The 25,256-nt window shown below is 69.0% G+C and carries 23 protein-coding genes and 1 pseudogene; 16 read left to right on the top strand and 8 right to left on the bottom strand.

The window, feature by feature from the left end; genetic code table 11:
• Window positions 1-78 precede the first annotated feature (78 nt).
• A complete protein-coding gene (locus ACFWF2_RS16085; protein ID WP_379308206.1) occupies window positions 79-687 on the top strand; it encodes a DUF308 domain-containing protein in 609 nt (202 codons plus the stop codon).
• Here the strand turns inward: ACFWF2_RS16085 and ACFWF2_RS16080 are convergent.
• The 3 genes from ACFWF2_RS16080 to ACFWF2_RS16070 form a co-directional block, all read right to left on the bottom strand.
• The gene (locus ACFWF2_RS16080) at window positions 684-1,418 is read right to left on the bottom strand and encodes a MerR family transcriptional regulator (protein ID WP_379308205.1); all 735 of its coding nucleotides are present in this window, start codon (window positions 1,416-1,418) and stop codon (window positions 684-686) included. The two genes, ACFWF2_RS16085 and ACFWF2_RS16080, sit on opposite strands and share 4 nt — an antisense overlap.
• Before the next feature lie 40 nt (window positions 1,419-1,458).
• The gene (locus ACFWF2_RS16075) at window positions 1,459-2,361 is read right to left on the bottom strand and encodes an alpha/beta fold hydrolase (protein ID WP_379308204.1); all 903 of its coding nucleotides are present in this window, start codon (window positions 2,359-2,361) and stop codon (window positions 1,459-1,461) included.
• A 90-nt stretch (window positions 2,362-2,451) separates the two neighbouring features.
• Entirely contained in the window at window positions 2,452-2,937 is a 486-nt protein-coding gene (locus tag ACFWF2_RS16070) for a GtrA family protein (RefSeq protein WP_379308203.1), read from the bottom strand.
• Between the two features lie 142 nt (window positions 2,938-3,079).
• On the opposite strand from ACFWF2_RS16070, the gene ACFWF2_RS16065 reads away from it, so the two are divergent.
• Both ACFWF2_RS16065 and ACFWF2_RS16060 read left to right on the top strand, forming a co-directional pair.
• A complete protein-coding gene (locus ACFWF2_RS16065) occupies window positions 3,080-4,024 on the top strand; it encodes an ATP-binding cassette domain-containing protein (RefSeq protein ID WP_379308202.1) in 945 nt (314 codons plus the stop codon).
• Window positions 4,021-4,788: an ABC transporter permease gene (locus ACFWF2_RS16060; protein WP_379308201.1), complete on the top strand. Its 768-nt coding sequence runs from the start codon at window positions 4,021-4,023 to the stop codon at window positions 4,786-4,788. Before ACFWF2_RS16065 ends, ACFWF2_RS16060 begins: the two co-directional genes overlap by 4 nt.
• Here ACFWF2_RS16060 and ACFWF2_RS16055 read toward each other — a convergent pair.
• A complete protein-coding gene (locus tag ACFWF2_RS16055) occupies window positions 4,772-7,909 on the bottom strand; it encodes a BTAD domain-containing putative transcriptional regulator (RefSeq protein WP_379308200.1) in 3,138 nt (1,045 codons plus the stop codon). The two genes, ACFWF2_RS16060 and ACFWF2_RS16055, sit on opposite strands and share 17 nt — an antisense overlap.
• A gap of 151 nt (window positions 7,910-8,060) precedes the next feature.
• Between ACFWF2_RS16055 and ACFWF2_RS16050 the strand changes: the two genes are divergently transcribed.
• From ACFWF2_RS16050 to ACFWF2_RS16040, 3 genes are read left to right on the top strand one after another with little or no spacing between them, the layout of a single operon-like run.
• Window positions 8,061-8,705: a DUF4097 family beta strand repeat-containing protein gene (locus tag ACFWF2_RS16050; protein ID WP_379308199.1), complete on the top strand. Its 645-nt coding sequence runs from the start codon at window positions 8,061-8,063 to the stop codon at window positions 8,703-8,705.
• Window positions 8,706-8,748: 43 nt separating this feature from the next.
• The gene (locus tag ACFWF2_RS16045; protein WP_379308198.1) at window positions 8,749-9,972 is read left to right on the top strand and encodes a cytochrome P450; all 1,224 of its coding nucleotides are present in this window, start codon (window positions 8,749-8,751) and stop codon (window positions 9,970-9,972) included.
• Window positions 9,969-10,172, top strand: coding sequence for a ferredoxin (locus ACFWF2_RS16040; protein WP_379308197.1), 204 nt, complete (start codon window positions 9,969-9,971; stop codon window positions 10,170-10,172). The genes ACFWF2_RS16045 and ACFWF2_RS16040 overlap by 4 nt, the downstream gene beginning before the upstream one ends.
• A gap of 18 nt (window positions 10,173-10,190) precedes the next feature.
• Here the strand turns inward: ACFWF2_RS16040 and ACFWF2_RS16035 are convergent, their stop codons facing one another.
• Window positions 10,191-10,841 (bottom strand): hypothetical protein, encoded by a 651-nt coding sequence (locus tag ACFWF2_RS16035; protein WP_379308196.1) that lies wholly within the window; start codon window positions 10,839-10,841, stop codon window positions 10,191-10,193.
• Between the two features lie 244 nt (window positions 10,842-11,085).
• Between ACFWF2_RS16035 and ACFWF2_RS16030 the strand changes: the two genes are divergently transcribed.
• A complete protein-coding gene (locus tag ACFWF2_RS16030; protein WP_379308195.1) occupies window positions 11,086-11,691 on the top strand; it encodes a hypothetical protein in 606 nt (201 codons plus the stop codon).
• Window positions 11,692-11,756: 65 nt separating this feature from the next.
• Here ACFWF2_RS16030 and ACFWF2_RS16025 read toward each other — a convergent pair whose 3' ends face one another.
• Window positions 11,757-13,247, bottom strand: coding sequence for an MDR family MFS transporter (locus tag ACFWF2_RS16025; RefSeq protein ID WP_379308194.1), 1,491 nt, complete (start codon window positions 13,245-13,247; stop codon window positions 11,757-11,759).
• A 486-nt stretch (window positions 13,248-13,733) separates the two neighbouring features.
• Here ACFWF2_RS16025 and ACFWF2_RS16020 point away from each other — a divergent pair, with 486 nt between their 5' ends.
• The gene (locus ACFWF2_RS16020; RefSeq protein ID WP_379308193.1) at window positions 13,734-14,513 is read left to right on the top strand and encodes an alpha/beta hydrolase; all 780 of its coding nucleotides are present in this window, start codon (window positions 13,734-13,736) and stop codon (window positions 14,511-14,513) included.
• Between the two features lie 2 nt (window positions 14,514-14,515).
• Here the strand turns inward: ACFWF2_RS16020 and ACFWF2_RS16015 are convergent, their stop codons facing one another.
• Window positions 14,516-16,777, bottom strand: coding sequence for a hypothetical protein (locus ACFWF2_RS16015; RefSeq protein WP_379308192.1), 2,262 nt, complete (start codon window positions 16,775-16,777; stop codon window positions 14,516-14,518).
• 164 nt (window positions 16,778-16,941) lie between these two features.
• Between ACFWF2_RS16015 and ACFWF2_RS16010 the strand changes: the two genes are divergently transcribed.
• The 8 genes from ACFWF2_RS16010 to ACFWF2_RS15975 all read left to right on the top strand — a co-directional run bounded on the left by ACFWF2_RS16010 (window position 16,942) and on the right by ACFWF2_RS15975 (window position 25,036).
• Complete coding sequence (locus tag ACFWF2_RS16010; protein WP_189025953.1) at window positions 16,942-17,385, top strand: GyrI-like domain-containing protein; 444 nt, start codon at window positions 16,942-16,944, stop codon at window positions 17,383-17,385.
• The gene (locus tag ACFWF2_RS16005) at window positions 17,382-17,822 is read left to right on the top strand and encodes an AraC family transcriptional regulator (protein WP_379308191.1); all 441 of its coding nucleotides are present in this window, start codon (window positions 17,382-17,384) and stop codon (window positions 17,820-17,822) included. Before ACFWF2_RS16010 ends, ACFWF2_RS16005 begins: the two co-directional genes overlap by 4 nt.
• A 309-nt stretch (window positions 17,823-18,131) precedes the next feature.
• Entirely contained in the window at window positions 18,132-20,279 is a 2,148-nt protein-coding gene (locus ACFWF2_RS16000; RefSeq protein ID WP_379308190.1) for an Rv1355c family protein, read from the top strand.
• A 68-nt stretch (window positions 20,280-20,347) separates the two neighbouring features.
• Complete coding sequence (locus ACFWF2_RS15995; RefSeq protein ID WP_379308229.1) at window positions 20,348-22,165, top strand: putative bifunctional diguanylate cyclase/phosphodiesterase; 1,818 nt, start codon at window positions 20,348-20,350, stop codon at window positions 22,163-22,165.
• Between the two features lie 8 nt (window positions 22,166-22,173).
• Window positions 22,174-23,157: a GAF domain-containing protein gene (locus ACFWF2_RS15990; protein ID WP_379308189.1), complete on the top strand. Its 984-nt coding sequence runs from the start codon at window positions 22,174-22,176 to the stop codon at window positions 23,155-23,157.
• A gap of 78 nt (window positions 23,158-23,235) precedes the next feature.
• Window positions 23,236-24,363: a glycosyltransferase gene (locus ACFWF2_RS15985; protein ID WP_379308188.1), complete on the top strand. Its 1,128-nt coding sequence runs from the start codon at window positions 23,236-23,238 to the stop codon at window positions 24,361-24,363.
• 23 nt (window positions 24,364-24,386) lie between these two features.
• Window positions 24,387-24,536, top strand: coding sequence for a hypothetical protein (locus tag ACFWF2_RS15980; RefSeq protein WP_379308187.1), 150 nt, complete (start codon window positions 24,387-24,389; stop codon window positions 24,534-24,536).
• 53 nt (window positions 24,537-24,589) lie between these two features.
• Window positions 24,590-25,036, top strand: coding sequence for a hypothetical protein (locus tag ACFWF2_RS15975; RefSeq protein ID WP_379308186.1), 447 nt, complete (start codon window positions 24,590-24,592; stop codon window positions 25,034-25,036).
• A 32-nt stretch (window positions 25,037-25,068) separates the two neighbouring features.
• Here ACFWF2_RS15975 and ACFWF2_RS15970 read toward each other — a convergent pair.
• Window positions 25,069-25,256 (bottom strand): annotated as a pseudogene (locus ACFWF2_RS15970) (PIN domain-containing protein); the annotation flags it as partial.

Here is a 25,256-nt window from a genome sequence, read left to right as displayed (position 1 = left end):
TGCGATGCTGATCTGGTCGGAGACCGCCGTGCTGCACGGTCGCGGACCGTCGGCACCGGAGTTCGTGGGAGGCAGGTCATGAACAGCACTGCGACACCTACTGTTTCGGCATCCGAGCGTTCGTCGCTGACCCGCCTGTCGCTGGGCCGCGGTGTGCTGGCGATCGCCTGGGCTCTCGCCTTCGCGGCAGCCCACGACCCCCTGGACGCCGTCGCGGTCATCCTGCTGGTCGGCTACCCGCTGATCGATGCCGTGTCGTCGCTGATCGACTTTCGCGCGGTGCCCGACGGCCCCGAGCGCCGGGTGACCGCGGTCAACGGCGTTCTGAGCGCGGTCACCGCTGTCGCTCTCGGTATCGCCGGGACGACCGGCAGTGCCGCCGCGGTCCTGGGTGCCTTCGGCATCTGGGCGGTGCTGTCGGGCGCGGCCCAGCTGGCCGTCGGGCTGCGCAGGCGTGGCGCGGTGCTCGGCAAGCAATGGCCGACGCTGATCTCCGGCGGACTGTCCTTCCTGGTCGGCGCGACCTATGTCGCCAAGGCCGCGGGCGAGTCGCCGTCCCTGGATGTCCTGGCCATCTACGCCACCGGTGGCGGCGTCTTCTTCCTCGCGCAGGCCGCGCTGCTGGCGTGGAAGGCATATCGGCCGCGCGACCGCACTGGCCTTCGCCGCCGAAACGCCCGGGGCTAATCCGGGTTCAGGTGCCTGCGTTGTTCGGCGCGGTGGGTGAGGGCGTCGACGATGCGTTGCCAGGACGGGGACGACTCGGAGATGCGCGAGGAGATCAGCGTGCGGGTCGTCTGCCTGCCCGGGTCTCGTTCGTGGGCGATTTCCCAGGCGTCCAGGTCGTCGATGAGCTGGTCGAGGCGGGGATCGTGGGGGTCCCAGGTGGCGGAGTGGTCGACGGCGAGGTAGAGGCGGGTGGTTTCGGGGTCGTCGAACTCGGCGTTCTTCTCGTGGATGCGCTGGGGGACGGCGTCCGGGTCGAGGGCTTGCAGCAGGATCCAGGAGTCGCGTTCGAGGAGTACCCGTTGTTCGCCGATTCCGAGGCCGCGCATGCGGTTCAGGATGGCGACGACTTCGGGTGGCAGGACGAGGCTTTCGCCGCTGTCCAATTCGGCTATCCGGCTCCGGTATTCGGTGAGCTGGTCGATCTTGCGCTGGAGTTCGGCGTCGATGTCGGTGATGGCCGCGGCGAATTCGGTGGGTTGGGCGTGGAGCAGCGCGTCGATGCGGGACAGGGGAACACCGGCGTCGGCGAGGGTTCTGATCCGGATGAGATCGACTGCCGCTTGGGCGCTGTAGCGGCGGTAGCCGGAGGCGTCGCGGTCGGGCTCGGGGAGCAGGCCGACGTGGTGGTAGTGGCGGACGGTGCGCACGGTCACGCCCGCGGTGGCCGCGAGCCGGCCGATCGTGAGCACCGTCCTCCTCGGGTCTACGCCGAACATGATCGTGTCGAGTCTAGGTGCGTGCGGCTCGGTCGACGACATCGCGAATCGCCTGGACCACGGCGTCGGGACGGTCGAAGCAGAGCCGGTGGTGCACGGTGTCGGCGAGGATGCGGTGGTCCCCCTGCGAGAGGCCGCGCACCAGGGCCGCGTCCATTCGCCGTCGGCCGGCGTGCATCTGTCGCAGCGTCTCCGCGGGCTGGGTGGGGTCGGGGCCCAGCGCGCTGAGCGCGACAACGGGGATATCGGGAAGGCCAGGCCCGGTGTGGAGTTCGGCGGCCAGTGCGGTCAGATTGCTGCGTTCGGCGATGCCGACGCGGGTCCATTCGTCGCTCTCCTTGGCTTCGACCAGCGATCGCCGGATGTGCTCCGGGTAGGTCGCGAGCAACTCGGTGCGCATCTGACGCAGAGCCGGGCGCAGCTGTTCGAGCTGCTCCGGATCGGTGCCCATCCGCTCCGCCTCGGCCAGCCGCATCGCGGGCGGCATGAACTCGTCCCAGTCGCGGTGCAGGCCGTCGATCCAGACCAGTCCGGCCACCTCCCGCGGGTACAGCTGCGCGAACCGGTGCGCGTAGAAACCGCCGAGCGAATGAGGCGCGAGAACATAGGGGCCGGGGATGCTCTGGGCGCGCAGCAGCTCGCGCAGTTCGGTGGCGACCGCGGCGGCGGTGCGCGGCAGGGGGAGCGAGTCGCTGTAGCCGGTGCCACCGCGGTCGTACACCACGGCCGTGGTGAACTGTGAAACCTGTTGCTGGACACCGAAGTAATCGAGGCCGACCGCGCTCGCGCCCGGCAGGAACACCACGGCGGGCCCGCCGCTGCCCGAGCGGTGCGCGAAGATGCGGTGGCCGCAGACTTCCTGGAACCCGCCGACCGGCGGCACGAGCCGAGTCGGGGGAGTGCTGTTGTTCGTCATGGGACCAGCCTCCAACCCTGACGCACGGTCAAGGTCAAACCCGGGTCTGGCTCGTCTGCGGTGTGGCTCGGCGGCTTCGGCGAGCGCGGGTCAGAACACCAGGTAGCGCAGGGCGAGGAAGCGCAGGCCACCGCACCCGGCCATGACGGTGAGCATGGCGCAGGCCTGAGTGAACTCGCCGAGGCCGGGGACGAAGGTGTCCAGTCCGGCCAGGGCGCCGGTGCTGATAAGCAGTCCGGCCAGGGCGAGTCCGCTGCCCTGGCACTGCGCCGCGAACCAGCCCACCTGACCCGCCGCCCGGAAGGTGAGACGGCGGTGCAGTTCGTTCGCGATCAGGGTGCTCACCATCGAGCCCGCAATATTCGCGGCCAGTGGTCCCAGGTCGGTGCAGGCAAGAAACAGCAACACGTAGGCGATATTGCTGACGCCGCCGACCAGGGCGAAGCGCAGCAGCTGGGCGCAGATGTGCTCGCCGAGCAGGAACCGCCGGACTTGGGTGCACAGGCCGGACCAGTCCGCGCGCGGCGCCGGGACGAAGACGGAACCGAAGGCGGGGGCGGGGGCGATGCTGGTCATACCGAGAACCGTGGCCGAGCCCGCTGACGCCGACCTGACGTCTGGCTGACAAACGCCTGGCACGACGCGGCGCTGACTGTGTCAGCGGACGTGTCAGGGCGGTGTCAGCCCGGTATCAGCCGAGCCGGTGACTGTAGTTCCCATGAACAGCACAGCAATTGCGGCCTCCGGGCTGCGAAAGGCCTACGGGGACAAAACGATCCTCGACGGCATCGACATCACCGTCGGCACCGGCACGATCTTCTCGCTGCTCGGGCCGAACGGGGCGGGCAAGACGACCACCGTAAACGTCCTGACCACCCTGCTGAGGGCCGACGGCGGCACCGCCCGCGTAGCGGGCCACGACCTGACGACCGAAACCAAGGCGGTCCGCAAAGCGATCGGGGTCACCGGCCAGTTCGCCGCGGTGGACGACCTGCTGACCGGCGAGGAGAACCTGCGACTGATGGCGGATCTGCACCGCCTGCGCGGCAATGCGGGCAAGCGGGTGGTCACCGAACTGCTGGACCGATTCGACCTGGTGGAGTCGGCGCGCAAGCCGGCGGCGTCCTACTCCGGCGGTATGCGCCGGAAACTGGATCTGGCGATGACCCTGGTCACCAAGCCGGAGATCGTCTTCCTGGACGAGCCGACCACCGGCCTGGACCCGCGCAGCAGGCGGACCATGTGGGAGATCGTGCGGGAGCTGACCGCTGACGGCGTGACCATCTTCCTCACCACCCAGTACCTCGAGGAAGCCGATCAGCTGGCCGACCGGATCGCGGTCCTCGACCAGGGCCGCATCGTCGCCGAAGGCACCGCCGACGAGCTCAAGCGCCGTGTCCCCGGTAGCCACATCCAGCTGCGGTTCACCGACGCCACGGAACTGGCCGCGGCGGCGCGGATCCTGCCCGGCGCCACCCCCGACGACGAGGCGCTGGCCCTGCGGGTTCCCGGCGACGGCAGCTCGAAATCCCTGCGCGCGCTGCTGGATCGGCTCGCCGCGCACTCGCTCGAGGCCGACCAGGTCTCCATCCACACCCCTGATCTCGACGATGTCTTTCTCGCCCTGACCGGGCACGCCACCACGGAGGCCGAAGCACGATGAGCACTCTTTCCGTCACCGATTCCCTGTTCGACGCATCGGTCATGTTGCGCCGCAACTTCACCCACATCACCCGTTCTCCGGTCACGATCTTCAACGCGGCGCTGATGCCCGTGGTGATGATGCTGATCTTCGTCTACGTGTTCGGCGACGCGTTCGACGTCGGCGAGAACTACATCGACTACGCGGTACCCGGCATGCTCATGCTGGCCATCAGTTACGGCCTGTCCGGCACCGCGGTCTCGGTGAGCTCCGACATGACCACCGGTGTCATCAACCGGTTCAAGGTCATGGACGTCTCCCGTGGCGCCGTGCTCACCGGCCATGTCGCGGCGAGCATGGTGACCAACGTGGTCGCCGTCGCCTCCGTCCTCGCTGTCGGCTTCGCGCTGGGATTCCGCTCCCCGGCGACCGCTGTGCAGTGGCTGGGCGCGCTCGGCGTCCTGCTGGCCACGGCCTTCGCCGCGGCCTGGCTCACCGTCGCGCTCGGCATCGCCGCGAAAACCCCTGAAGCCGCTGGTATGTCGGTGGTGCCGCTGATCATGCTGCCCTTCGTGAGCAGCGCGATCGTGCCCGCGGAGAAGATGGGTCCCGGCGTCCGTCAGTTCGCCGAGTACCAGCCCTTCACCCCGATCATCGAATCCCTGCGTGGATTCCTGGCAGGCAACCCCTCCGCCGGCTACACCGCCGCTGCGCTCGCCTGGTGCGCCGGGTTCGCCATCGTCGGGTACCTGTGGTCGCGTGCCACGTTCACGAAGCGAGCGTGAGTGCCACCAGTTCCGGCCTGCTCGCCAGCGCACCCTCCCGCATCGCCTCGGTGAATCCCACATCACCGAGGCGATGTCGTGCTGTCCGCTCGATGCGGGCGGCATCCGGCTGGGAACGGTCGGGCACCCCGCGCGTCGCGGTGCTCGCCGCGAGCAGTCGCGCGGCCTGCTCGTACTGTTCCGCGCGCAGCGCCAGGTCCGCGATGCCGACGAGTACCTGGGCTATCAGCGGAGCGTGGCCTGCCGCCGACGCCGCCTCGAAGGCCGAAGTGTGTTGTGCGCGAGCCTTGTCGAGGTCATCGGCGAGGTAGCCGAGCAGGCCGTGCACCATCGCACTGACATTCGGCTGTTCGGCATCACTGCCGAACAGCGTGCGCGCGAGATCGATCTGCCCGTGGGCCAGCTCGGTGTCGCCGCGCCAGCGAGCCAGTTCCGCACGTGCCAAGGCGACTTCGGCCAGCGCGGTCGGCCAGCCGGTCCGGTCCGCGCAGCGCTGCGCTTCGGCCAGGGCCGCCGCGCTCGCCTCGGCGTCGTCGAGCAGCCAGTACAGCTGGGCCTGCCGGGATCGCATTCCGACCACGTCCTCGATCGCGCCGACCTCGGTGACCACCCCGATCGCCTGCTCGTACAGCTCGCACGCGGCGGCGAATTCGCCGCGCATGGCGGTGCGGTTCGCCAGTTCGGTCAGCGCGAACGAGATCCCCCAGCGCTCACCGAGGGCACGGAACTCGGTGAGCGCCTGTTCCAGACACTCGTCCGCCTCGGGCCCGTCGTGGCCGAGCACGGTGCGCAGCTTGCCCAGCTGTAGGCGCGCCAGGGCACGCGACCAGGGGTCGTCGTCGGTGAGCACCGCTTCGAAGGCGGGCAGATATTCGTCCGGTCCGGCCAGCATGCGTTCCAGTGCGGCGGTGAATCGCAGCGCCGGATGGCTGCTCCGGCTGTCACGGCCGAACTGGTACGCCTTGTGGATCCATTCCCGCACCTCGTATTCGCCGTTGCGACCCGAGGTCCCGAAATGCACGGCAAGGCCGTACACCGTCGCCTTGGTCTCGTTGTCGACCTCGCCGGGGATCTCGGCAGCGGCGACGACCAACTCGGTGCCCTCGGCCTTGTGCCCGCCCAGCCACCAGTACCAGCCCGCTGCCGCCGCGAGTCCCATCGCCCCGGCCGCGTCACCGGACGCGAGCGCGCCACGCATCGCCGTCGAGATGTTGTCGTGCTCGGCCGCGAGGACGGCGAGCCACTCCAATTGCTCGGCACGGCGCAGGTGCGGTTCCGCGGTGGCGGCGAGGCCGGTGAAGTACGCCAGATGCGCATGGCGCGCCGACTCCGCGTCGCCCGCCTCGGCGAGCCGGTCGGCGGCGTACCGCTTGATCGTCTCGAGCATGCGGTAGCGCGGGATCTCGTCCTCGGTGACGAGCAGCAAGGACTTCTCGGTCAGGGTGGTGAGCAGCTCCAGCACCTCCCACTGCTCGACCTTGCCCGCGCAGACCTGTTCCGCCGCTTCCAGACTCGCGCCGCCGGAGAACACCGAGAGCCGGCACAGGACCATCTTCTCCGCGTCGCTGAGCAGTTCCCAGCTCCAGTCGACCACCGCGCGCAACGTCCGGTGCTGCGGGATCGCGGTGCGGCTGCCGCCGGTCAGCAGCCGGAACCGATCATCGAGACGGTGCGCGAGCTGATCGAGGGACATGGTGCGCAGCCTGGCCGCGGCCAGTTCGATCGCCAGCGGGATACCGTCGAGCGCCCGGCAGACCCGTGCCATGGTCGCCAGGGTGTCCGCATCGGTCGCGAGGTCCTTGCGCACCGCGCCCGCCCGGTCCCGGAGCAGCGCGACGGCGGGGGAGGTCTCGATCTCGCGGGCGTCCGCGTCGTCGGCGGGCAATGTCAGCGGCTCGACCTGCCACAGCGCCTCGCCGGTGATGCCGAGCGGTTCCCGGCTCGTCGCGAGGATCCGCAATCGCCTGCATTCGCCGAGGATCCGGTGGGCGAAGGCCGCCGCCGCCTCGATCACGTGCTCACAGTTGTCCAGGATCAGCAGCGTCTCGCGGTCGCGGATCGCCGCGATCAGCCGGTCCATCGGGTCGGCGTTCGGGGCGTCGCCGAGCAGCGCGTCCCGGAGACCGAGCGCGGCGAAGGCCGATTGCGCCAGGTCGCCGCTGCCGTCGGCGGAGGCCAGTTCCACCAGCCAGGCGCCGTCGGGCAGGTCGCCGAGCATGGTGCGCGCGGTTTCCACGGCCAGCCGGGTCTTGCCTGATCCGCCCGGCCCGGTCAGCGTGGTAAGCCGGTGTGCCGCAATGAGTTCGCGGACCGCGGCGATGTCGGCGCGCTTGCCGACGAAGCTGGTCAACTCGGCGCGCAGGTTGGTCGTGCGTTCCGCGGGTCGCGCCCCTACCTCGCCGCGCAACAGCGCGACATGCAGTGCGGACAGCTCCGGTGACGGGTCGACACCCAGCTCGTCGGCGAGGGCCTCGCGGGCGCGCTGATACACGGTCAGCGCCTCCGCGCCACGGCCGGCGGCGCCCAGTGCCCGCATCAGCGCGGCAACGAGCCGTTCCCGCACCGGATGCTGGGATACGAGTTCGGTCAGCTCGGCGACGACTTCGGGGCCACGACCCAGGCGGAGTTCGGCTTCGTAGCGATCCTCCATGGCGGCCAGGCGCAGACCGTCGAAGCGTGTGATCACCGCGTCGAAGGCCGCGCTCTCGCCGATGTCCTGCATCAGCGCACCGCGCCACAGGTCGAGTGCTTCGCGCAACAGCCGCGCCTGGTGCGCGTCGTCACCGCCGCGCGCCTGGTCGAGGAGCTGTTCGAACCGGATCGCGTCGACCGCGCGAGGCTGCACCGTCAGCCGGTATCCGCCCGCCTGCACCTCGATGGCCCCGTCGGGCAGTGCCCTGCGCAAGCGGGAGACCAATGCCTGCAGGGCGTTCGCCGCGTCGGCGGGCGGCTGCTCGTCCCAGATCCAATCGACGAGTTTCGATTTCGGGACCGCGCGACCGGCTTCGAGTGCCAGCGCGATCAACAGCGCCCGCAACCGAGCGCCCGGTACCTCTATCGATCCACCGTCCTCTGTTCGGATCTCCAGCGGTCCAAGCATCCCGATCTGCACCCGGCCCATTGTGCCTCGGACGTCAACGGGTCGCGACACCCGCTTCGACGGGCCGGAGTCCGTGTCAGCGGGTGCGTCAGGTCGGTGTCAGGTCGGTGTCAGCGGCGCTCGCGACAGTAGTCACATCAACAACGCAGCAGCACCGACCGAGGAGATTCCGATGTACACCTTCCAGACCCCCGCCCCGATCGCCGTCACCGTCGATGTCCTGTCCGCAGGCGTCACCGTCATCGCGTCCGACCGCAGCGACACCGTCGTCGAGGTCAAGCCGGCCGACGCGAGCAAGAAGGCCGATGTGCGCGCCGCCGAGCAGACCAAGGTCGAGTTCAGCGACGGCATCCTGACCGTGACGGCGTCGAAGAACTGGCGCACGCACACCCCGTTCGGTGGTAACCCGTCGATCGAGGTGACCATCGAGGTGCCGACCGGCTCGGAGCTGACGGGCACCGCCGGGGTGGGCCGGTTGCTCGGTGTCGGCGAACTCGGCCGGTGCGACCTCACGGTGTCGCTCGGCGACATCGCCGTCGAGCGTCCGCAGGGGTCGGTGACCGCGAAGACCGCCAAGGGCAACATCCGCATCGGCGAGGCTGCTCGCGGGGAATTCCGGCTGGAGACCTCCTCGGGCGAGCTCGAGGTGGGGATCAGCCCCGCCAGCGCGGTCCGGCTGGAGACCAGCACCACGCTCGGCGCCGTGCGGAACCTGATGGAGCCGGTCGCCTCGGCGCACGACACGGCGGACACGGTGCAGGTATACGCGCGAAATGCCCTCGGCAACATCATCATTCGGCACACCGCCGCTGCCTGATCTCGGCTTCGACGGACACCACTATCCGATAAGGAAACCCCCGATGAGTGCAACACTTCCCGTCCCGCTCGGCCTTCCCCAGCAGCGCGATGCGGGTCCCTTCGATCCACCCGGCGAGATCACCCGGCTTCGCGAGGCTCGCCCCGTCAGCCCGCTGATCTTCCCCGACGGTCACGAAGGCTGGGTCGTCACCGGCTACGAAGCTGTCCGCCGGCTCCTGGCCGACACCCGGTTCAGCTCCCGCCAGGACCTCGGCATCGTCCACCCGGCGTATGAGTCCTCCGGCATGCCCGTCCAGACCGAGCCGTCGCCGCAGATCCCGGGCTTGTTCGTCGCCATGGACCCGCCGGATCACACCCGGCTGCGGCGCAAGCTCACCGGCGCCTTCACCGTCAAACGGATGAAGCAGCTCGAAGAGCACATCATCGAGATCACCGAGCGGCAGCTGGACGAGATGGCGCGGCTGACCCCGCCGGTCGACCTGGTCAGGGAGTTCGCGCTGCCGGTGCCCTCGCTGGTGATCTGCGAACTGCTCGGCGTCCCCTACGAGGACCGGGAGACCTTCCAGGTCAACTCGGCCCAGTTCCTGGTCAAGGATCAGGAACTGGAGCAGAAGATGGCCGCGTACGGCGCGATGACCTCGTACCTGGCCGAACTGGTCATGCGCAAGCGCGCCGAACCCGGCGAGGACATCCTCTCCGACCTCGCCCGCGACGAGGACCTCGGCATCGAGGAACTGGTCGGCATCGCCTTCCTGCTCCTGCTGGCAGGCCACGAGACCACCGCCAACATGCTGGCGCTCGGCACCTTCGCGCTGCTCGAACACCCCGAGCAGCTGGCCGAACTGCGCGCCGACCCGGAGCTGGTCCCCAATGCCGTCGAGGAGCTCATGCGCTACCTGTCGGTCGCCGACATCTTCTATCGCTACGCCACCGAAGACATCGAACTGTGTGGCGAGACGATCGGCAAGGGCTCGACGGTCGTCATCTCGCTACTGGCCGCCAACCGCGACCCCCTGCGCTTCGACAACCCCGACACCCTCGACGTGCACCGCACGGCCCGCGGCCACGTCTCCTTCGGCCACGGCGTCCACCAATGCCTCGGCCAGCAGTTGGCCCGCATAGAGATGCGCGCCGGCTTCACCGGACTGCTCCGCCGCTTCCCCACCCTCGAACTCGCCGTCCCCGCAACCGAGGTGAAGCTCAAAACCGACATGAACATCTACGGCGTCCACGAACTGCCCGTCACCTGGACGGACCAGCGATGACAACGCCGCGGATCTCGGCGGATCGGGAGCGCTGCATCGGCGCGGGCATGTGCGCCCTGCTCGCGCCGTCGGTCTTCGACCAGGACGATGACGACGGCCGGGTGCGAGTGCTCGACCCGGCACCGCGGGGCGGTCACGCGGCGGTGCTGGAGGCCGTGGAAGCGTGTCCGTCCGGTGCACTCACGATCGGCGAGTCCTGAGACACCCGCGCTGGGGTCTCAGAGCCGCGCTACGCAGACGACGAATTTGCGCTGGTTGTAGACGAATCCGAGATTGCCCGACTCACATTGGTTGGCGTCGGCGACGCCATGCTTGACCTCCAGCACCTTCACGCCCTCGGTGGTGCCCCCGGTGGCGCAGTCGATGTGCGTCGGCTTCTTCTCGCCGAGCTCCAGGCAGCCGCCGACCACCCAGTCGATGTCCATGCACAACCCACCCTGCTCGACCGAGCCGACACGCTCGCTGTAGGTCTGATCGGTGTCGGTCGGGCAGGTGCCGCCCGCGGGCGCCTTGTCGAAGATCTTGTAGCTGGAAGGGCCACTGCCGCAGGTGGTCTTCTCGACCGTGACCTGCTCGCCGTCACCGTCGGCCACCACGCAGTCACCGACGGCCAGCTGGATCGCGATCGGCGTTTTGGCGGCCGAGCTGAGAGTGGCGACGGGGGCGGGTAGCTGAGGTTCGACCGGCGCCGATGGCGCGTTCGTCCCCGATGCGGCTGCCGCAGTCACGTTCTCGGCCGGATGCCCGCTGCCCGCGATGTCTTCCGAGGTCAGGGAGATCGCGGCCACCATCACCACGGTCGCGAGCAGAGCGGCTGAAGCGATGAAGACCGTCAGGACTAAACCGGCTTGAACACGTTGGCGTGACACGGACAGTCCTCCAGAGCTTTTACTGTTGCACCTCGAATCAAGCAAATGCTTACACCATGTGACGCGCGCGCGTCGAATCACCAGTTCGGTCAAACAGATTCGGTCAAACGACTAGGTCACGATCCGGCAACGATGCGCGGCCAGGTCTGGCTGATTGTCATTTCCTCCCACAAGCTTCGGACGCTGTACAGCTGCTCGCCATTCGGTCGTGCCGACCGGAGGTACCTGGGAAGGAAATGTCAGTATGAAGTTCGGCCCGTTGATCCCGGCGACCCTCCTGGCCGTCGCGGCCGTTGGCATCGCTGCGGGGACTGTGAACGCGAAACCGCAGGACAACCACGATGTTTCGACGTCCGGCGTCGACCGTGGCGTCGCCTATCGCACCGTCGTATCAGATTTCTCCCGGGTTGTCACAACCACCGTGGACCACGGCAAATTCGTGATCGCCGACAATGGTGACAAGGTGTCGCTGAAGTCGGATAGTGGTGAAGTCATTACTGAAATACCGCTGACTTACATTGTTTCCGAAAGTCGCATGGCGGTGGCGCAGGAAATCAGCGATGACGGCCAAAAACTCACTCTTACCCCGAAAGTGACCGCGCTAAACATCGGCGAGATGCAGCCCATCAACTCGATGGGACGCCTTGCCGCCGAGGTCAATCAGAACGTGGTCGGCGTGGTCGTCGGCGGCCTGCTCGGCGGGCTGATCGGAACCGTGCTCGGCTTCGGCTTCTTCAGCATCATCACCGGGCCCGTCGGCCTGGTCGTCGGCGCGATCGCGGGCGGCGCCATCACGGGTGGCCAGTCGTTCATGGACGCGGTGACGGCGGTCGTCAGCGGCCAGCCCTGATACGAAAACTGCCACCCCCGAATCGCAACGGACGCGACCAGGGGTGGCAGTTTTCGCAGCGGGTGTCAGCTCTTGACGAGTTCCGGCGACTCGGGTTCGTCGGACTGTTCCGGAGCGTGCGCACCGTGCGGGTTGTCGGAGCGGTTCGGCAGCAGGACCGCCATGGCGACGACGACCAGTGCCAGGGCTGCCGAGACCAGGAAGGCCAGGCGCATGCCGTCGAGGGTGGCGGTGATCTGGTCGGTGCCGTCGGCGATGAGCGAGGTGCTGCGGGCCGACATGACCGTGACGACCAGGGCGGTGCCGAAGGCGGCCGCCACCTGCTGCAGGGTGCCGAGCATCGAGCTGCCGTGCGAGTACAGGTGCATCGGCAGGGCGCCGAGGCCGAGCGTGAACACCGGGGTGAACGCGCCGGCCAGCGAGACCATCAGCAGGATGTGCAGGCCGAGCAGCTGCCAGTACGGCATCGTCAGCGAGATCTGGGTGAAGCCGGCCAGCGAGACGGCGATGCCGATCGAGCCGGGGATCACCAGCGCGCGGCCGCCGAACTTGTCGAACAGGCGACCGACGGTCGGGCCGAGCAGACCCATCGCCAGACCACCCGGCATCACCAGCAGACCGGTCTCCAGCGGGCTCAGGTGCCGCAGATTCTGCAGGTACAGCGGCAGCAGGATCATCGAACCCATCATCGCCAGGAACGCGATGGCCATCAGGACCAGCGCCTTGGCGTAGGTGCCCGACAGCAGCACCCGCAGGTCGAGCAGCGGGGTGCCGTTGCGCTGCAACTGCACCTGACGCAGCGCGAACGCGGCGATCAGGGCGACGCCACCGGCCACGATCAGCGCCGGGACGGTGTAGCTGCCGCTGTGGAACTTGCTCAGCCCGAACACGAGTCCACCGAAGCCGACGGCGGCCAGGAACACGCTGGGAATGTCGAGCACACCGGGCTGCGGTTCACCGACGTTCTCGAGCTGCCGCAGACCCAGCCAGGTGACCACGCCGGCGATCGGCAGCATCACCACGAACAGCAACCGCCACGAGTCGAGCGCCGGGACGCTGATCTGCAGGATCAGGCCGGAGATGACCGGGCCCATGGCGGGCGCCACCGAGATGGCCAGCGTGACGTTGCCCATCACCCGGCCGCGATCCTGCTCCGCGACAACGGTCATGAGGGTGGTCATCAGCAGCGGCATCATCACCGCGGTGCCGCCGGCCTGGATGATGCGGCCGATCAGCAGCACCGCGAAGGTCGGCGCGAGCGCCGAGAGCACGGTGCCGGCGATGAAGACGCCCATCGCGACCGCGTAGGCCTGGCGGGTCGTGACCCGCTGCAGGAACCAGCCGGTGGTCGGGATGATCGCGGCCATCGTCAGCATGAACGCGGTCGACACCCATTGCGCGGCGACCTCGGTGACGTGCAGATCGCTCATCAGCCGCGGGATCGCGTTGATCATGATGGTTTCGTTGAGGATGACGACGAAGGTCGCGAGCACCAGCACCCGGATGACGGTCGGTGTCCGGCCTTTCGTCATCGGCGGGGATAGTTCGGCCGGCATCGGGGTACCTCCAGGAGCAGCGGGGTCGGCAGGGCGAGCGGTGGCCCGATGCCGGGTCGACTGTGTCCCGGCACCACGAGAGAGAAGACGGATTTCGTCGGTCCAACTCATCGGGCGCGGGCCAGTATTCCGCTCACCACCGACACAAATCACCTTGTTTTCGGCGCGAGCGCCGCACCGGCATGAGGGAAACGCGCAGGTCGGGTGGACTTCTCACCCGAAGATCCGGTCGAAGGTGAGCCTGGTCACTCTCGGAGAATCGGCGCCGGAAAGCAATCGACGGGGCGGGCGTGGCTGAGTGTGTGCGCCGACCTGACGGGGTATACCGGATCGGTGACTACATCGAGAGTGTGGCTTGCTGTGGTGTGCGCGATCGTTGCCTCGCTGGGCGGTGTCCAGGCGAAGGCCGAAACAACGGGGGCCCATGTCAGGGGGGAGGCGCCGCTCGGAGAGCGGGCCGTCCAAATCGATGTGTACTCACCCGCTATGGGTCGGATGATCCAGAACCGGGTGATCAAGGCGGCGAATCCGGGAGCGCCGACGCTGTACCTGCTGACCGGCGTCGGCGGCGGGGCCGACGGGATCTCCTGGTGGGACGACACCGATGTGCAGCGGTTCTTCGCCGACAAGCACGTCAACGTGGTCATGCCGGTCGGCGGCGCGTTCACGCTGTACACCGACTGGATCACCGACGATCCCACTGTCGGCCGGGTGCGCTGGGAGACCTACCTGACCGACGAATTGCCCGCCGTGATCGATGGCATGCTCGGCACGAGCGGACGCAATGCCATCGCCGGCGTGTCGATGAGCGCGGCCTCGGCGCTGGATCTGACCATCCGCGGCGGTTCCCGATTCTCCGCCGTCGCCGCGTTCAGCGGTTGCCCGTGGGCGGCGGACCCGCTCGGGATCGGCATGGCCGGCGCCCAGGCCGTCCGCGGCGGCGGCAATCCGGGCAACATGTGGGGGGCGCCCGGCGGCGCGGTGTGGCGCGAACACGACGTCTTCGCCAACGCGGGCAAGCTCGCGGGCAAGACGATCTTCCTGTCGGCCGCCACCGGCCTGCCCGGCAGGGCCGACCGTGGGCTGCCCATGCCGCCGGTCGAAGCGATCGCCGGGGCGTGCACGGCCGCCTTCGCGAACCGTCTGGCTCAGCTCGGCGTCCCCGCCACCTACGTCCAACGGCCGACCGGCGCGCACACGTGGGGCCAGTTCGAGGCCGACCTGCACGAGGCCTGGCCGCACCTGGCCGCCGCCATCGGGGCCTGAGCTCAGGCCTCGACGGTGGCCGGTTGTTCGACCGGCGCCGGCGGCGTCGCCACGGGTTCTGGCCCGATCTCGTTGTCGCGCCTGCCCCGCCGGAACCACCACTGCAGGACACCGATGCCGATCAGCGCCAGTAGGGCGCTGGTGAGGCTGATCGACAGACCCGGCGGCCGCCAGGTGACGGTGAGCTGGGCGTTCTGGGTGCCCGGCGGGATGTCGACGGCGAGGAAGACGCCCGCGACCGCCTTGGTCGGAATCTCGCGGTCGCCGAGCATGGCGGTGTAACCCGGCCAGGCCAAGCGGGACAACACGATCCGGCCGCCGGTGCCCGAGGACACGGTGGCCCGGTTGGTCAGGCCCGCCTCCGGCATCACGGTCGCGTGCACACCCGACTCGTGCGCGATGAGGTCGCCGGGGGAGGGCAGCGGGTTGACCCGCTCGAGCACCCAGATCTGCCGTTCGTGACCGGGGTAGTCGACGAACTTCCAGCCCGCCGGAGCAGGCTTGGCGCCCGCGTCGGGGTACTGGGCACGTTGCAGGACAACACGATCCAGCCGCATCAGGTCGACGACCGGCGTATCGGTCGACGGCTCGACCGCGAACACCCTGCGATACGCGTCGGGACAGGTACCGCCGTCCCACGCCATGCACAGCAACCCGGCGAACGCCGCGTGCCCGACAGGGGTATAGCCGTTGACGTACTGCAGGCCGAGGTTCTTGGCATAACTGCCGAGCGCGATCGAACCGTAGGTCGCCGCGAGGGTGCGTTCCTCGTCCCGGACCATGATCCGGTCGGCCAATTGCAGGGTGCGGCCGTCGAAATCGGGGAACGCGGCGGTCATCTCGGAGCGGCGCTCGGGGAACCCGTACGACATGGGCGTCGTTGGCGCCGCGGCTACCTGCGCGTAGGCGATGGGGAAGGTCGCGACGATGGTCAGCGCGGCGGCGGCGGCGACTCCGCGGGTGCGCGCCAGCCAGACGACACCGGCGCCGAGCGCCACCACCACGGCCACCGCGAGCACATGCCGTTCGAGGAGTTTCGGTGCGGCGGAGAACGATCGGACGAACAGCAACCCGATCAGCACGCCCGCCGCGGCGTACCGGCGCCGGGACGCGGCGAACACGCCGTAGCGGCTGAGCAGCACGCACACCAGCACCAGCAGCGCGATCGCCAGCATCGGCAGCACCCTGGCAGGCCAGCGCAGCGGTCCGATCGCGCCCGGTCCCGCCGTCCACATCAGCGCGGCGACGGCGAACAGCGCGATCCCGCTCCAGTCGGCGGCGGCGCGCGCGGCGGCCTTCCAGTCGATGAAGGCCAGCGCCGGGATCACGAACCACGCGATGTAGACCATCGGCAGCGGCTGCACATGGCCCCACCAGGCGGTGAACGCGGGCACCGTGCTCGGCAGGCTCGCATTGAGCGATTCCGACCACGGCACGGTCAGGAACGGGTCGTTGTGGATGGTGGAGACATCACCGCGCCAGGTGGCCTGCGAGGACAGCAGGATCGGCAGGTTGGCCACCATCGCGCCGAGCACCGCGAGCCCGGACGCGGTGAGCAGCCGCAGTACCGGTGCCCACCGGCGCCGGTACAGGTACTCGCCCGCGGCGACGGCGGCGATCATCAGGCCGGATTCGACGGCGGGGAAGGCGTATTGGATGGTCAGCGCCAGGTACAGGAACACGAACAGCGGGATCGGCCCGGTCCGTCCACGCGCGTACAGCACGGCCGAGGCCCAGGCGTGCACGAGCCAGGCGGTACCGGTGTGCGAGGTGAACCAGCTGGCCTCGTCGAAGAACAGGAACCAGCCGCTGAACGGGAACGCCACGCCCGCCACCGCGGCCCAGGGCGCGCGGGCGCCGTAGGCCAGGCAGATCCGGAAGACGCCCAGCGCCGCGATCGCGGAGAACACCAGCTTCACCGCGGTCGCGTACAGCGCGAGATTGTCGAACGAGGGCGCGAGCAGATACACCAGCAGCTGCGGCGGGTTGTAGAGCCCGGCTTCCTCGAGGCTGTAGTTGCCCGCCATCCATTCCCACGGCACCATCGCCGGGAACCGGCCCGCCCGCAGTTCGGTTCCGAGCAGCTGCCACATCGGCACGTATTGCGCCTCGGTGTCGTCGGTGTAGAAGTGCCGCGGGTCGCCGAGCATGACCGCGAGATAGCCGGCCAGCACCGCGATCACGACGATAATCGCCCACTGCACCACTTGCTTTCGCGGTTCGAACGCCGCGCGTATCCACACGAGCGCGGGAGCATAGGGCATAGACGTGAATCGGACAATACGTGGGGATGTCACGGCGTAGTGGTGGACGTTTGTCCAGCTCAGGTGTGGTTAGGTTGGGGTAAGCACAACTCGGTGTGTCACCGCTGTCGGGTTCGAAGTTGATAGCATGGCGCAACCGAGCCGACCCTTCGAGAGAGTCATCAATGCAGTTCGAAATCGTCGAGCGGGACGAGACATGGGTGGCCGGTCTACCGGTCCGCAGTCCCAAGCGCGCCCTCGGTGAGCTGCGCGACCGGGATCTCGAAGCCGCGTGGTCGGCCGTCCTGCACCAAGACCTCGGCGGCCCACTGGCCAGCGCCTACACCGACTACACCGGTGAGCTGAGCACCTACAACACCCAGATCGTCGGCTACCAGTGCGATTCGCTCGATCAGGTGACCCGCGGACATCTGGCGGCCCGCCTGCCGCGCGGCACCTACGCGCGGTTCTCCTCGGTCGGTAACTTTCCGCAGGTGATGACGGATCTGTGGACCCAGATCGCCTATGCCGAGGAGCACAACCAGATCAAGCGCACCTTCACCGGCGATTTCGAGTGCTACCCGCACGCGTACAAGATCGACCTGTATCTGGCGGTCGATCCGCGATGAGCTACACGATCGTCGTGCGCGGCAGCGCACTCTACGGCGGCCTGGCCGTGCCGCGGGTCCATCCGAGCTTCAAGGTCAGCAACAGCGACCTGATCGAGTTCCTCAAGGACCGTCTGCGCGACCGGCCCGGTGGCAGCGAACCGCTGCACACGGTCTACGTCCCCGACCCGGCGGGCAACTGGAACGCGCTGGTGGCACGGGAATACGCGTCCCCCGACGACGTCCCGGTCGGCGATCTCATGGTGCGCGTGCCCCGGGGCATCTACGCGCGATTCGCTCCCAACGGCGATTACCACGATCCGGTCGAGGACGTGTGGGCCCAGGTCGACGACGCGACGGCGTCGGCGGAGATCTCTCGCGCCTATCGCGAGGAGATCGAGGTCTGGCACGGCCCGGACACCGTAGAATTGTTCGTTTCGATCACGGCGGATAGCTAAGTGGTAGCCAGATTCGAACCGATCGGTCTGGATCTTGCCGGCATCACTCTGAGCACATGTTCTGAGCTGCGGATACTTCACCCGTAACACAGGGTTTCCGGAAAATTAGCCACTCGCCTGGTGCATTCCATTCGGATGACGGATACTGCACGAGTCGGCATCGGTAGGACGCCGACCGCGCGCGGGCGCGTAGCACGGAGCTAGGAACACGATGGCTGTCGAAGCAGCGCGCAACGACGCGGGGTTGCGGTGCGTTCACCGCGGCGCCGGATGGCACGCGATGACGCGGTTCGTGGTTCGGACCCGTCGATGATCGAACCGGACCCGCAGACGGCGGACTACCGCCCCTTTGTGCTCGATCCGGCCGATCACGCCGACGCGGCAACCTTGCGGCAGCTGGCCGGGTCGGCCGGCATCCGCCGATACGACCTGCGCGCCGGGATGCGCGCCGAGCTGGCCGAGCTCACCGGCCCGCCGCCCGGACTCGATCCGGGCGAGGAACGGTGGGTCTACTACCCGTGGCGCCACGCCCTCGTCGCGATCCTCGGCCCCGCCGCGTTCCTGGCGATCCGCACCGACCGCAATCGCAACAAGCTCACCCGTGCCGAACAGCAGCGCCTCGGGCAGCTGGCGGTCGGTGTCGTCGGGCAGAGCGTCGGCCATTCGGTCGCGTACACGCTGGCGCTGGAAGGCGCGTGCGGACTGCTGCGGCTGGCCGACTTCGACACCATCGAGCTGTCGAATCTGAACCGGGTGCCGGGCGGACTGTTCGATGTCGGCGTCAACAAGTCGGTCGTCACCGCCCGCCGGATCGCCGAACTCGATCCGTATCTGTCGGTCGAGATCTGGCAGGCGGGCGTGCTGATCGACACGGTCGACGAGTTCCTCGACGGGCTCTCGGTGGTCGTGGAGGAATGCGATTCGCTCGACATCAAATTCGCGGTCCGCGAGGCCGCGCGCAGGCGGCGGATCCCGCTGCTCATGGACACCAGCGACCGCGGCCTGTTCGATGTCGAGCGTTACGACCTCGAACCCGGCCGCGAGCCCTTCCACGGTCTGCTCGGCGCGACCACCGGCGCCCAGCTGGCCGACCTCGACACCAAGGCCAAGGCGCCGCACGTGCTGCGCATCCTCGACCCCGGCCAGCTCTCCTCGCGGATGGCCGCCAGCCTGGCCGAGGTCGGCGAGACCATCACCACCTGGCCGCAATTGGGCAGCGACGTGCAGCTGGGCGCGGCCATCGTGACCGCGGCGGTGCGCCGGATCGGGCTCGGCGCCAAGCTGTCCTCCGGCCGGACCCGTGTCGACCTCGAAGCGGCGCTGGACTCGCTGGCCGAACCCTGCTACCTCGACGAGGGCATCGACACCGTGCCCGAGCTGCCCGCCGACACGCCCCCGGCCGACCCCGTCGCGGCGATCCTGTCCTGCGCCCAGCGCGCGCCATCGGGCGGCAATGTGCAGCCGTGGCGATTGCGCGGCGAACCGGGGCTGATCGAGATCGCCCTCGACCCCACCGGCTCCACCGCGATGGACATCGAGCTGCGCGGCAGTGCCGTCGCGGTCGGCGCGGCCGTGCACAACGCCCGCGCCGCCGCGGCCGCCCACGGCCTGCTCGGCGAGCCGCAATGGCGCGTCGACGACCCGGCCACGCCCTTGCTCGCCCGGCTGCCGCTGCGCGAAGGGACCGACCCCGATCTGGCCGCCGACTATCCCCTCGCCCTGGAACGGCACACCAACCGCAGGCTCGGCGCGACGACACCGCTGTCGTGCACCGTCGTGCCCGCGCTCGGCACCGCCGCCGCGGCCGAGGACGCCACCGTGCACGCGATCACCGGCACTGACGCACTGGCCGAAGCCGCCGCGCTGCTCGGCGCCAGCGACCGGGTCCGCTATCTCACACCCCAGCTGCACGGGCAGCTCTACGCCGAATTGCGCTGGCCCGGGGAGGATCTGCGCACCGGCATCGACGTGCGCACACTCGAACCGGCGCCGGACGAACTGGCCAAGCTCCAGGTCGGCCGCCGCACCGATGTGATGGACCGGCTGCGCGAGTGGTCAGCGGGCGCCGCTCTCGGGGAATCCACCGTCGACCGGGTGCGGGCCAGCTCGGCTCTGGTGGCGATCGGTTTCCGCGCTCGCGCAGGGGGTATCCCGGATTTGGCCGATTACGCGAGAGCCGGTGCCGCGGTGGAAAGAGTGTGGCTACGGGCGCAACTGCTGGGGCTGGCGGTGCAGCCGGTGTCCCCGGTGTTCCTGTATGCCGACCGACGCGAGGATTTGCGCATCGTTTCTCCCGAGTTCACAGATACACTTGCCAGCATTCAGTGGCGTTTCCAGGACCTGTTGGGAATCCCTGAGGATGAGAACGTGGCATTGGTTCTTCGTCTGAGCTACGCCGCGGCTGCGAGCGTTCGCAGTCGACGGTTGCCGGTGCCCGGCAGTAGGAACGACGGATAGCGCGGATCGGAGACAACGTGCCTCGGCAAACGCTCGACTCACTGGTGACGCAGGTCGCCTCCGAGTTGATGGGTGTCGACGCCACGACCATGGTGGCGGCGAGCGAGCGGGTGCTCGCCGCCCTTGTCGAGCACTTCGACGTCGATGTCAGCTATCTGCGCCACACCGACCGGGCGCGGCGCGTGACCGTTCTCGTCGCCGAATGGCCGCGCAGGCCCGAGGTACCCGATCCCGACCCGCTGCACACGGTCGAGTTCGAGCACGCCGACTCGGTCTTCCGCGCCCTCGAATACGCGACCGAGCCGCTGATCGTGCGCCCCGGCCACGACAGCGCCGACTACCAGGAGACGATCCGCAAGTCCTCGGGCATTCCCGAGGTGGCCATGGCCTGCGTGCCGCTGGTCTCGCGCGGCGAGTCGACCGGTGTCCTCGGCTTCGTGAAGATGGGCGATCGCGCCTGGTCCAAGCGCGAACTCAACGTCCTCAAGGCCATCGCCGCGCTGTTCGCCCAGCTGCAGGCGCGCGTCGTCGCCGAGGAGAAGCTGCGCTATATCGCGCTGCACGACGATCTGACCGGCCTGGCCAACCGCCGCGCCCTGCTCGAATACATGGAGGAGCGGCTGAGCGCGGGCGAACCGGGCCCGATCGCCACCTTCTTCCTCGATCTGGACCGGCTCAAGGCGCTCAACGATTTCCTCGGGCACAGCGCGGGCGACAACTTCATCCGCACGCTGGCACGCAGGCTCAAACAGAACCTCGAGCCCGGCGACATGATCGCGCGGCTCGGCGGCGACGAGTTCGTCATCGTGCCTGCGGCGCCGATGGACTCGGTGGCGGCCGAGCTGGAGGCGACCCGGATCCAGCAGCTCATCGGCCGCCGGGTCTCGGTCGGGCAGGAATCGGTCAGCCGTGGCGTGAGTGTCGGTGTCGCGCTGGGCATTCCGGGGGAAACCTCGGTATCGGACGTGCTGCGCCGCGCCGACCATGCCCTGCTGTCGGCGAAATCCGGTGGCGGCAACGGGGTCGCGGTGTTCACCGACGCCATGCGCGCGCAGTTCGAACTCCAGGACGACGTGGAGCTGAACCTGCGCAGCGCGGTGTCCGACGGCTCGCTGGTACTGCACTACCAACCCGAGGTCGACCTGCGCACCGGCCGGATCGTGGCGCTGGAAGCGCTGGTCCGCTGGCAGCACCCGACGCGTGGGCTGCTGCCGCCGGGCGCGTTCGTCTCGGTGGCCGAGGCCACCAACCTGGCGGGTGAACTCGGCCGGTGGGTGATCCGTTCGGCCTGTTCGCAATTCGCCGACTGGCGCCGCCGCGGGCTGGCCGCCAATGTGGTGATCCGGATCAACGTGTCGCCGGTGCAGCTGGTCAGCGCCGATTTCGTCGAGCGTATCGAGGACATTCTTCGCCTGTTCGGGATCGACGGCAGCTCGGTCTGCCTCGAGATCACCGAGCATGTCGTCGTGCAGGACCTCGTGCGGACCAGGCTCACCCTGCGCGGCCTCAAGCGGATGGGCGTGCAGATCGCCATCGACGACTTCGGCACCGGCTACAGCTCGCTGTCGCACCTCAAGGCGCTGCCGGTCGACGCGGTGAAGATCGACCGTGGTTTCGTGCAGCGCCTCGGCGACAGCAACGACGACCTGGCGATCGTGAAGTCGATCATCGGCCTGGCCGGTTCGTTCGGGCTCGGGGTGGTCGGCGAGGGCGTCGAGACGCCGATGGCGGCCAGGACGCTGGTCGGCCTCGGTTGCTATCGCGCGCAGGGCTTCCTCATCGCCCGGCCCATGCCTGCCGAGGAAGTCGAGGCGCAACTGCGGGAGGGCCGCATCCCGCTCGACCTCGATCTGCCACGCGCGGGACGCGGCGTGGCGCCGAGCTGATCGCGGCGATGCCTGCCGGGGAGTGGCTGCTGATCGAGACCCTCGTCGAGGATCTCGACCCCACCGTCGTCGCGGAAGGCGCGCAGGTCAGGCAGTGGGCGGGACCGGTGTGGCTGCACCGCAAACTCGGGCAGGCGCGCGCGGGTGTCGTCGCGGCGGCGGTGCGGCGCTGCCGGGCCGATCAGGTCTCGGTGCGGGAGGAGACCGACGGCCTGCTGGTACTGGCCGAGCCGGTCCGCTGCGCGTTCGACGGGATCCACGGTGTCCAGCTGTGGGCCGGACCGGTCGCGGCGCCGGTGCCGCCGCGTCGGCAGGTGGCGGCGTGGGACTGGGAGGCCGACACCGAACTCGCCTACCACGGACCGGGTTTGGAGGAGCTCATCTTCGCCCGCGATCCGGCCGAGGTGCGTGTGGTCCGTACGCCGCCGGACGCCTTCGGGCGGATGGTGCGGTTCGACGGCAGGGTCGACTACTTCGCGATGGCCACCGGGCTCGTGCCCGGCGGGCACTGGCAGGGCGAGGTCGACATGCTCGGCGACGACGACGCGGTGCGCCGCTTCCAGATGATCGCCAGGGCAGCGCCGCGGGTGCGCCGGGTGAGCGGCCTGATGCACGCCGTCCCCGAACACAACGGGGTGCCTGACCCGGATGTGACCATGTTGCGGGCGGTATCGCAGCGCGCCGGTGTCGGTATCGGCCTCGTCGAGCTGTCCAGCGCGATGATCTACGAATGGGCCGCCGAGCCGCTGCACCCGCTGGACCGGTGGGCAGTCGAACGGCCCACCGTCGACCCGGACGACCTGGCCGCGTTGCGCGCCGCCTGCGCCGATGTCGCGCGCGAGCCGGGGACGGCACGGCGGCTCGCGCTGCGGGTGCGCTTCGCCGACGGTGAATGGATCACCGCGCAGGCCGAACTGGTCGCGATGACCACCGCCGCGTTCGGGCACGGCCTGCTGCGGGTCTGGTCCGACGGCGCGCCGGAGTCCGGTTAGCCGCATCTTTCGCCGCTGTTCACGCGCTGTTCCACGGGCCGGTTCCAGGGGGCACCCGCGTCGCTGAACTATCGGGGTGTGCGCATCGTGCAGCTCGCCAACTTCTACGGCCCGCGATCGGGTGGGCTGCGCACCGCCTTGCATCACCTCGGCGAAGGCTATGTCGCGGCCGGTCACGAGGTGGTGCTGATCGTGCCGGGGCCGCGGCGCAGCGAGGAAGTGCTGCCCACCGGCGCACTGCGAATCACCTTGCCCGCGATCGCGATTCCGTGCACCGGTGGTTACCGCGCGGCCGATCCGCGGCGGGTGGCCGATGTGCTCGGTGGGTTGCGGCCCGACGTGCTCGAGGTCTCCGATCGGCTCACCCTGCGCGGCTTCGGGCGCTGGGCCCGGCGTCGCGGTGTCGCGAGTGTGATGATCTCGCACGAACGGCTCGACCGCCTGCTCGGCCAGTTCCTGCCGGGGCCCGCCGCCCGCCGCTGCGCCGATGTCGCCAACCGGCGCACCGCCGACGACTACGACATGGTCGTGTGCACGACCGACTTCGCCCGCGAGGAGTTCCAGCGGATCGGCGCACCCAATGTGGAGCTGGTGCCCCTCGGCGTCGACCTCGACCTGTTCAGTCCCCGCCGCCGCGACCACCGGCTGCGCGCCGACCTCGGCGTCGCCGGGCATCCCATGCTGGTGCACTGCGGCAGGCTGTCGGTGGAGAAGCGGGTCGACCGCAGCATCGAAGCGGTCGGCGCACTGCACCGCGCCGGCCTCCCCGCCCGGCTGGTCGTCGCCGGTGACGGCCCACGCCGCGAGTCGCTCGAACGCCGCGCCCGCACCCTGCCCGCCCTCCCCGGCGGCGAACCGTCGGTCCACTTCACCGGATTCATCAGCGACCGCGCCATGGTCGCGAAACTCCTTGCCACCGCCGATGTCTCACTAGCCCCCGGCCCCCACGAAACCTTCGGTCTCGCCGCCCTGGAAGCCCTCGCCGCAGGCACCCCTGTCGTAGCCAGCCGCTCCTCGGCCCTGGCCGACATCGTCACCGCCGAATGCGGCGCCATCGCCGCCGACCGCCCCCGGGCCTTCGCCCGCGCCGTCACCGACGTCCTTGCCATGCCGACCACCGGCCGCCGCCAAGCCGCCCGCACCCGCGCCGAACAATTCACCTGGCCCCGGGCGGTGGCAGGCATGCTCGCGGTCCTCGATCGGTGAATTATCTGTAGCCTGGGCAGATCATGAAGGGGATTCCGTGGGAGGAAACAAACCGCCGAGCTCGTGAACTCGACCCGACTTGGGATTCGCCCGAGCGCGTCGCGAGCCGCGAGCAGATGCGTGCCGAGCAGCTTGGCATGCAGACCGATCCGCTGACGATCGAGCGTCCGTAGGCCCCCACCAGCGACGCGAACTGAGGGGACCGGTGACAGATCCAGACGAGGCGATGAGTTCCACCGTGGGCTCGGGGCGGATCGTGCCTGTTTCAGCGGCGGCAGCGGCACTTGCCGTGTCTATCGTGGCCGCAGTCTTCATTCTGGGCTTCGCCCTGGTGATCACAGGCCTCGAGCGCCACGTGAATGCGAACGGACAACCTTCCGGATGGGTGCCGGCCGTGGCGGTGGTTCTATTGTGCCCCGCGCTCATTATGGCCGCTGGTGCGATCCTGATGCTGCGCAGACATGTTGCCGGACGGATCATGGTGTCGGTGACCGCAGCGCTCGCGACGGCCTCGACCGGCCTGATAGCCGTGGCTCAGGCGGTTGATAGTGAACTCGATTCGGCGTTGCAGGTTGCGGTTGTCGCAGTGGCTCCAGGGGTCGTGCTGTTGTTGTCCAACAGCGAAGCGTCGAAGGCATGGACTGGACGCGTGCGAGTCCGGGCACTGAAGTGAGCCGCTGCCCCGCCGCGTCGACATCGGGCGGATCAGATTCCCTCGACCAGGATCGAACCGACATCCCGGACAAACCTCGGTGCGTTCGCCGAGTCGAGAGCCACCAGGATGTCGTCGACCGTGACAGGCGGGTTCTTTCGCCGCCCGACCATCTCGATCAAGCTCGAGAGCACCATGCTCGGATTCAGATCGAGCACATCGAGCAGGAAGTCATCTGAGC

Origin of the sequence: Nocardia sp. NPDC060259 (assembly GCF_042728775.1) — a bacterium.
Classification (GTDB): domain Bacteria; phylum Actinomycetota; class Actinomycetes; order Mycobacteriales; family Mycobacteriaceae; genus Nocardia.
Note: the sequence above shows the minus strand (reverse complement) of the source record. Positions and strands in the feature narration are given on the sequence as shown.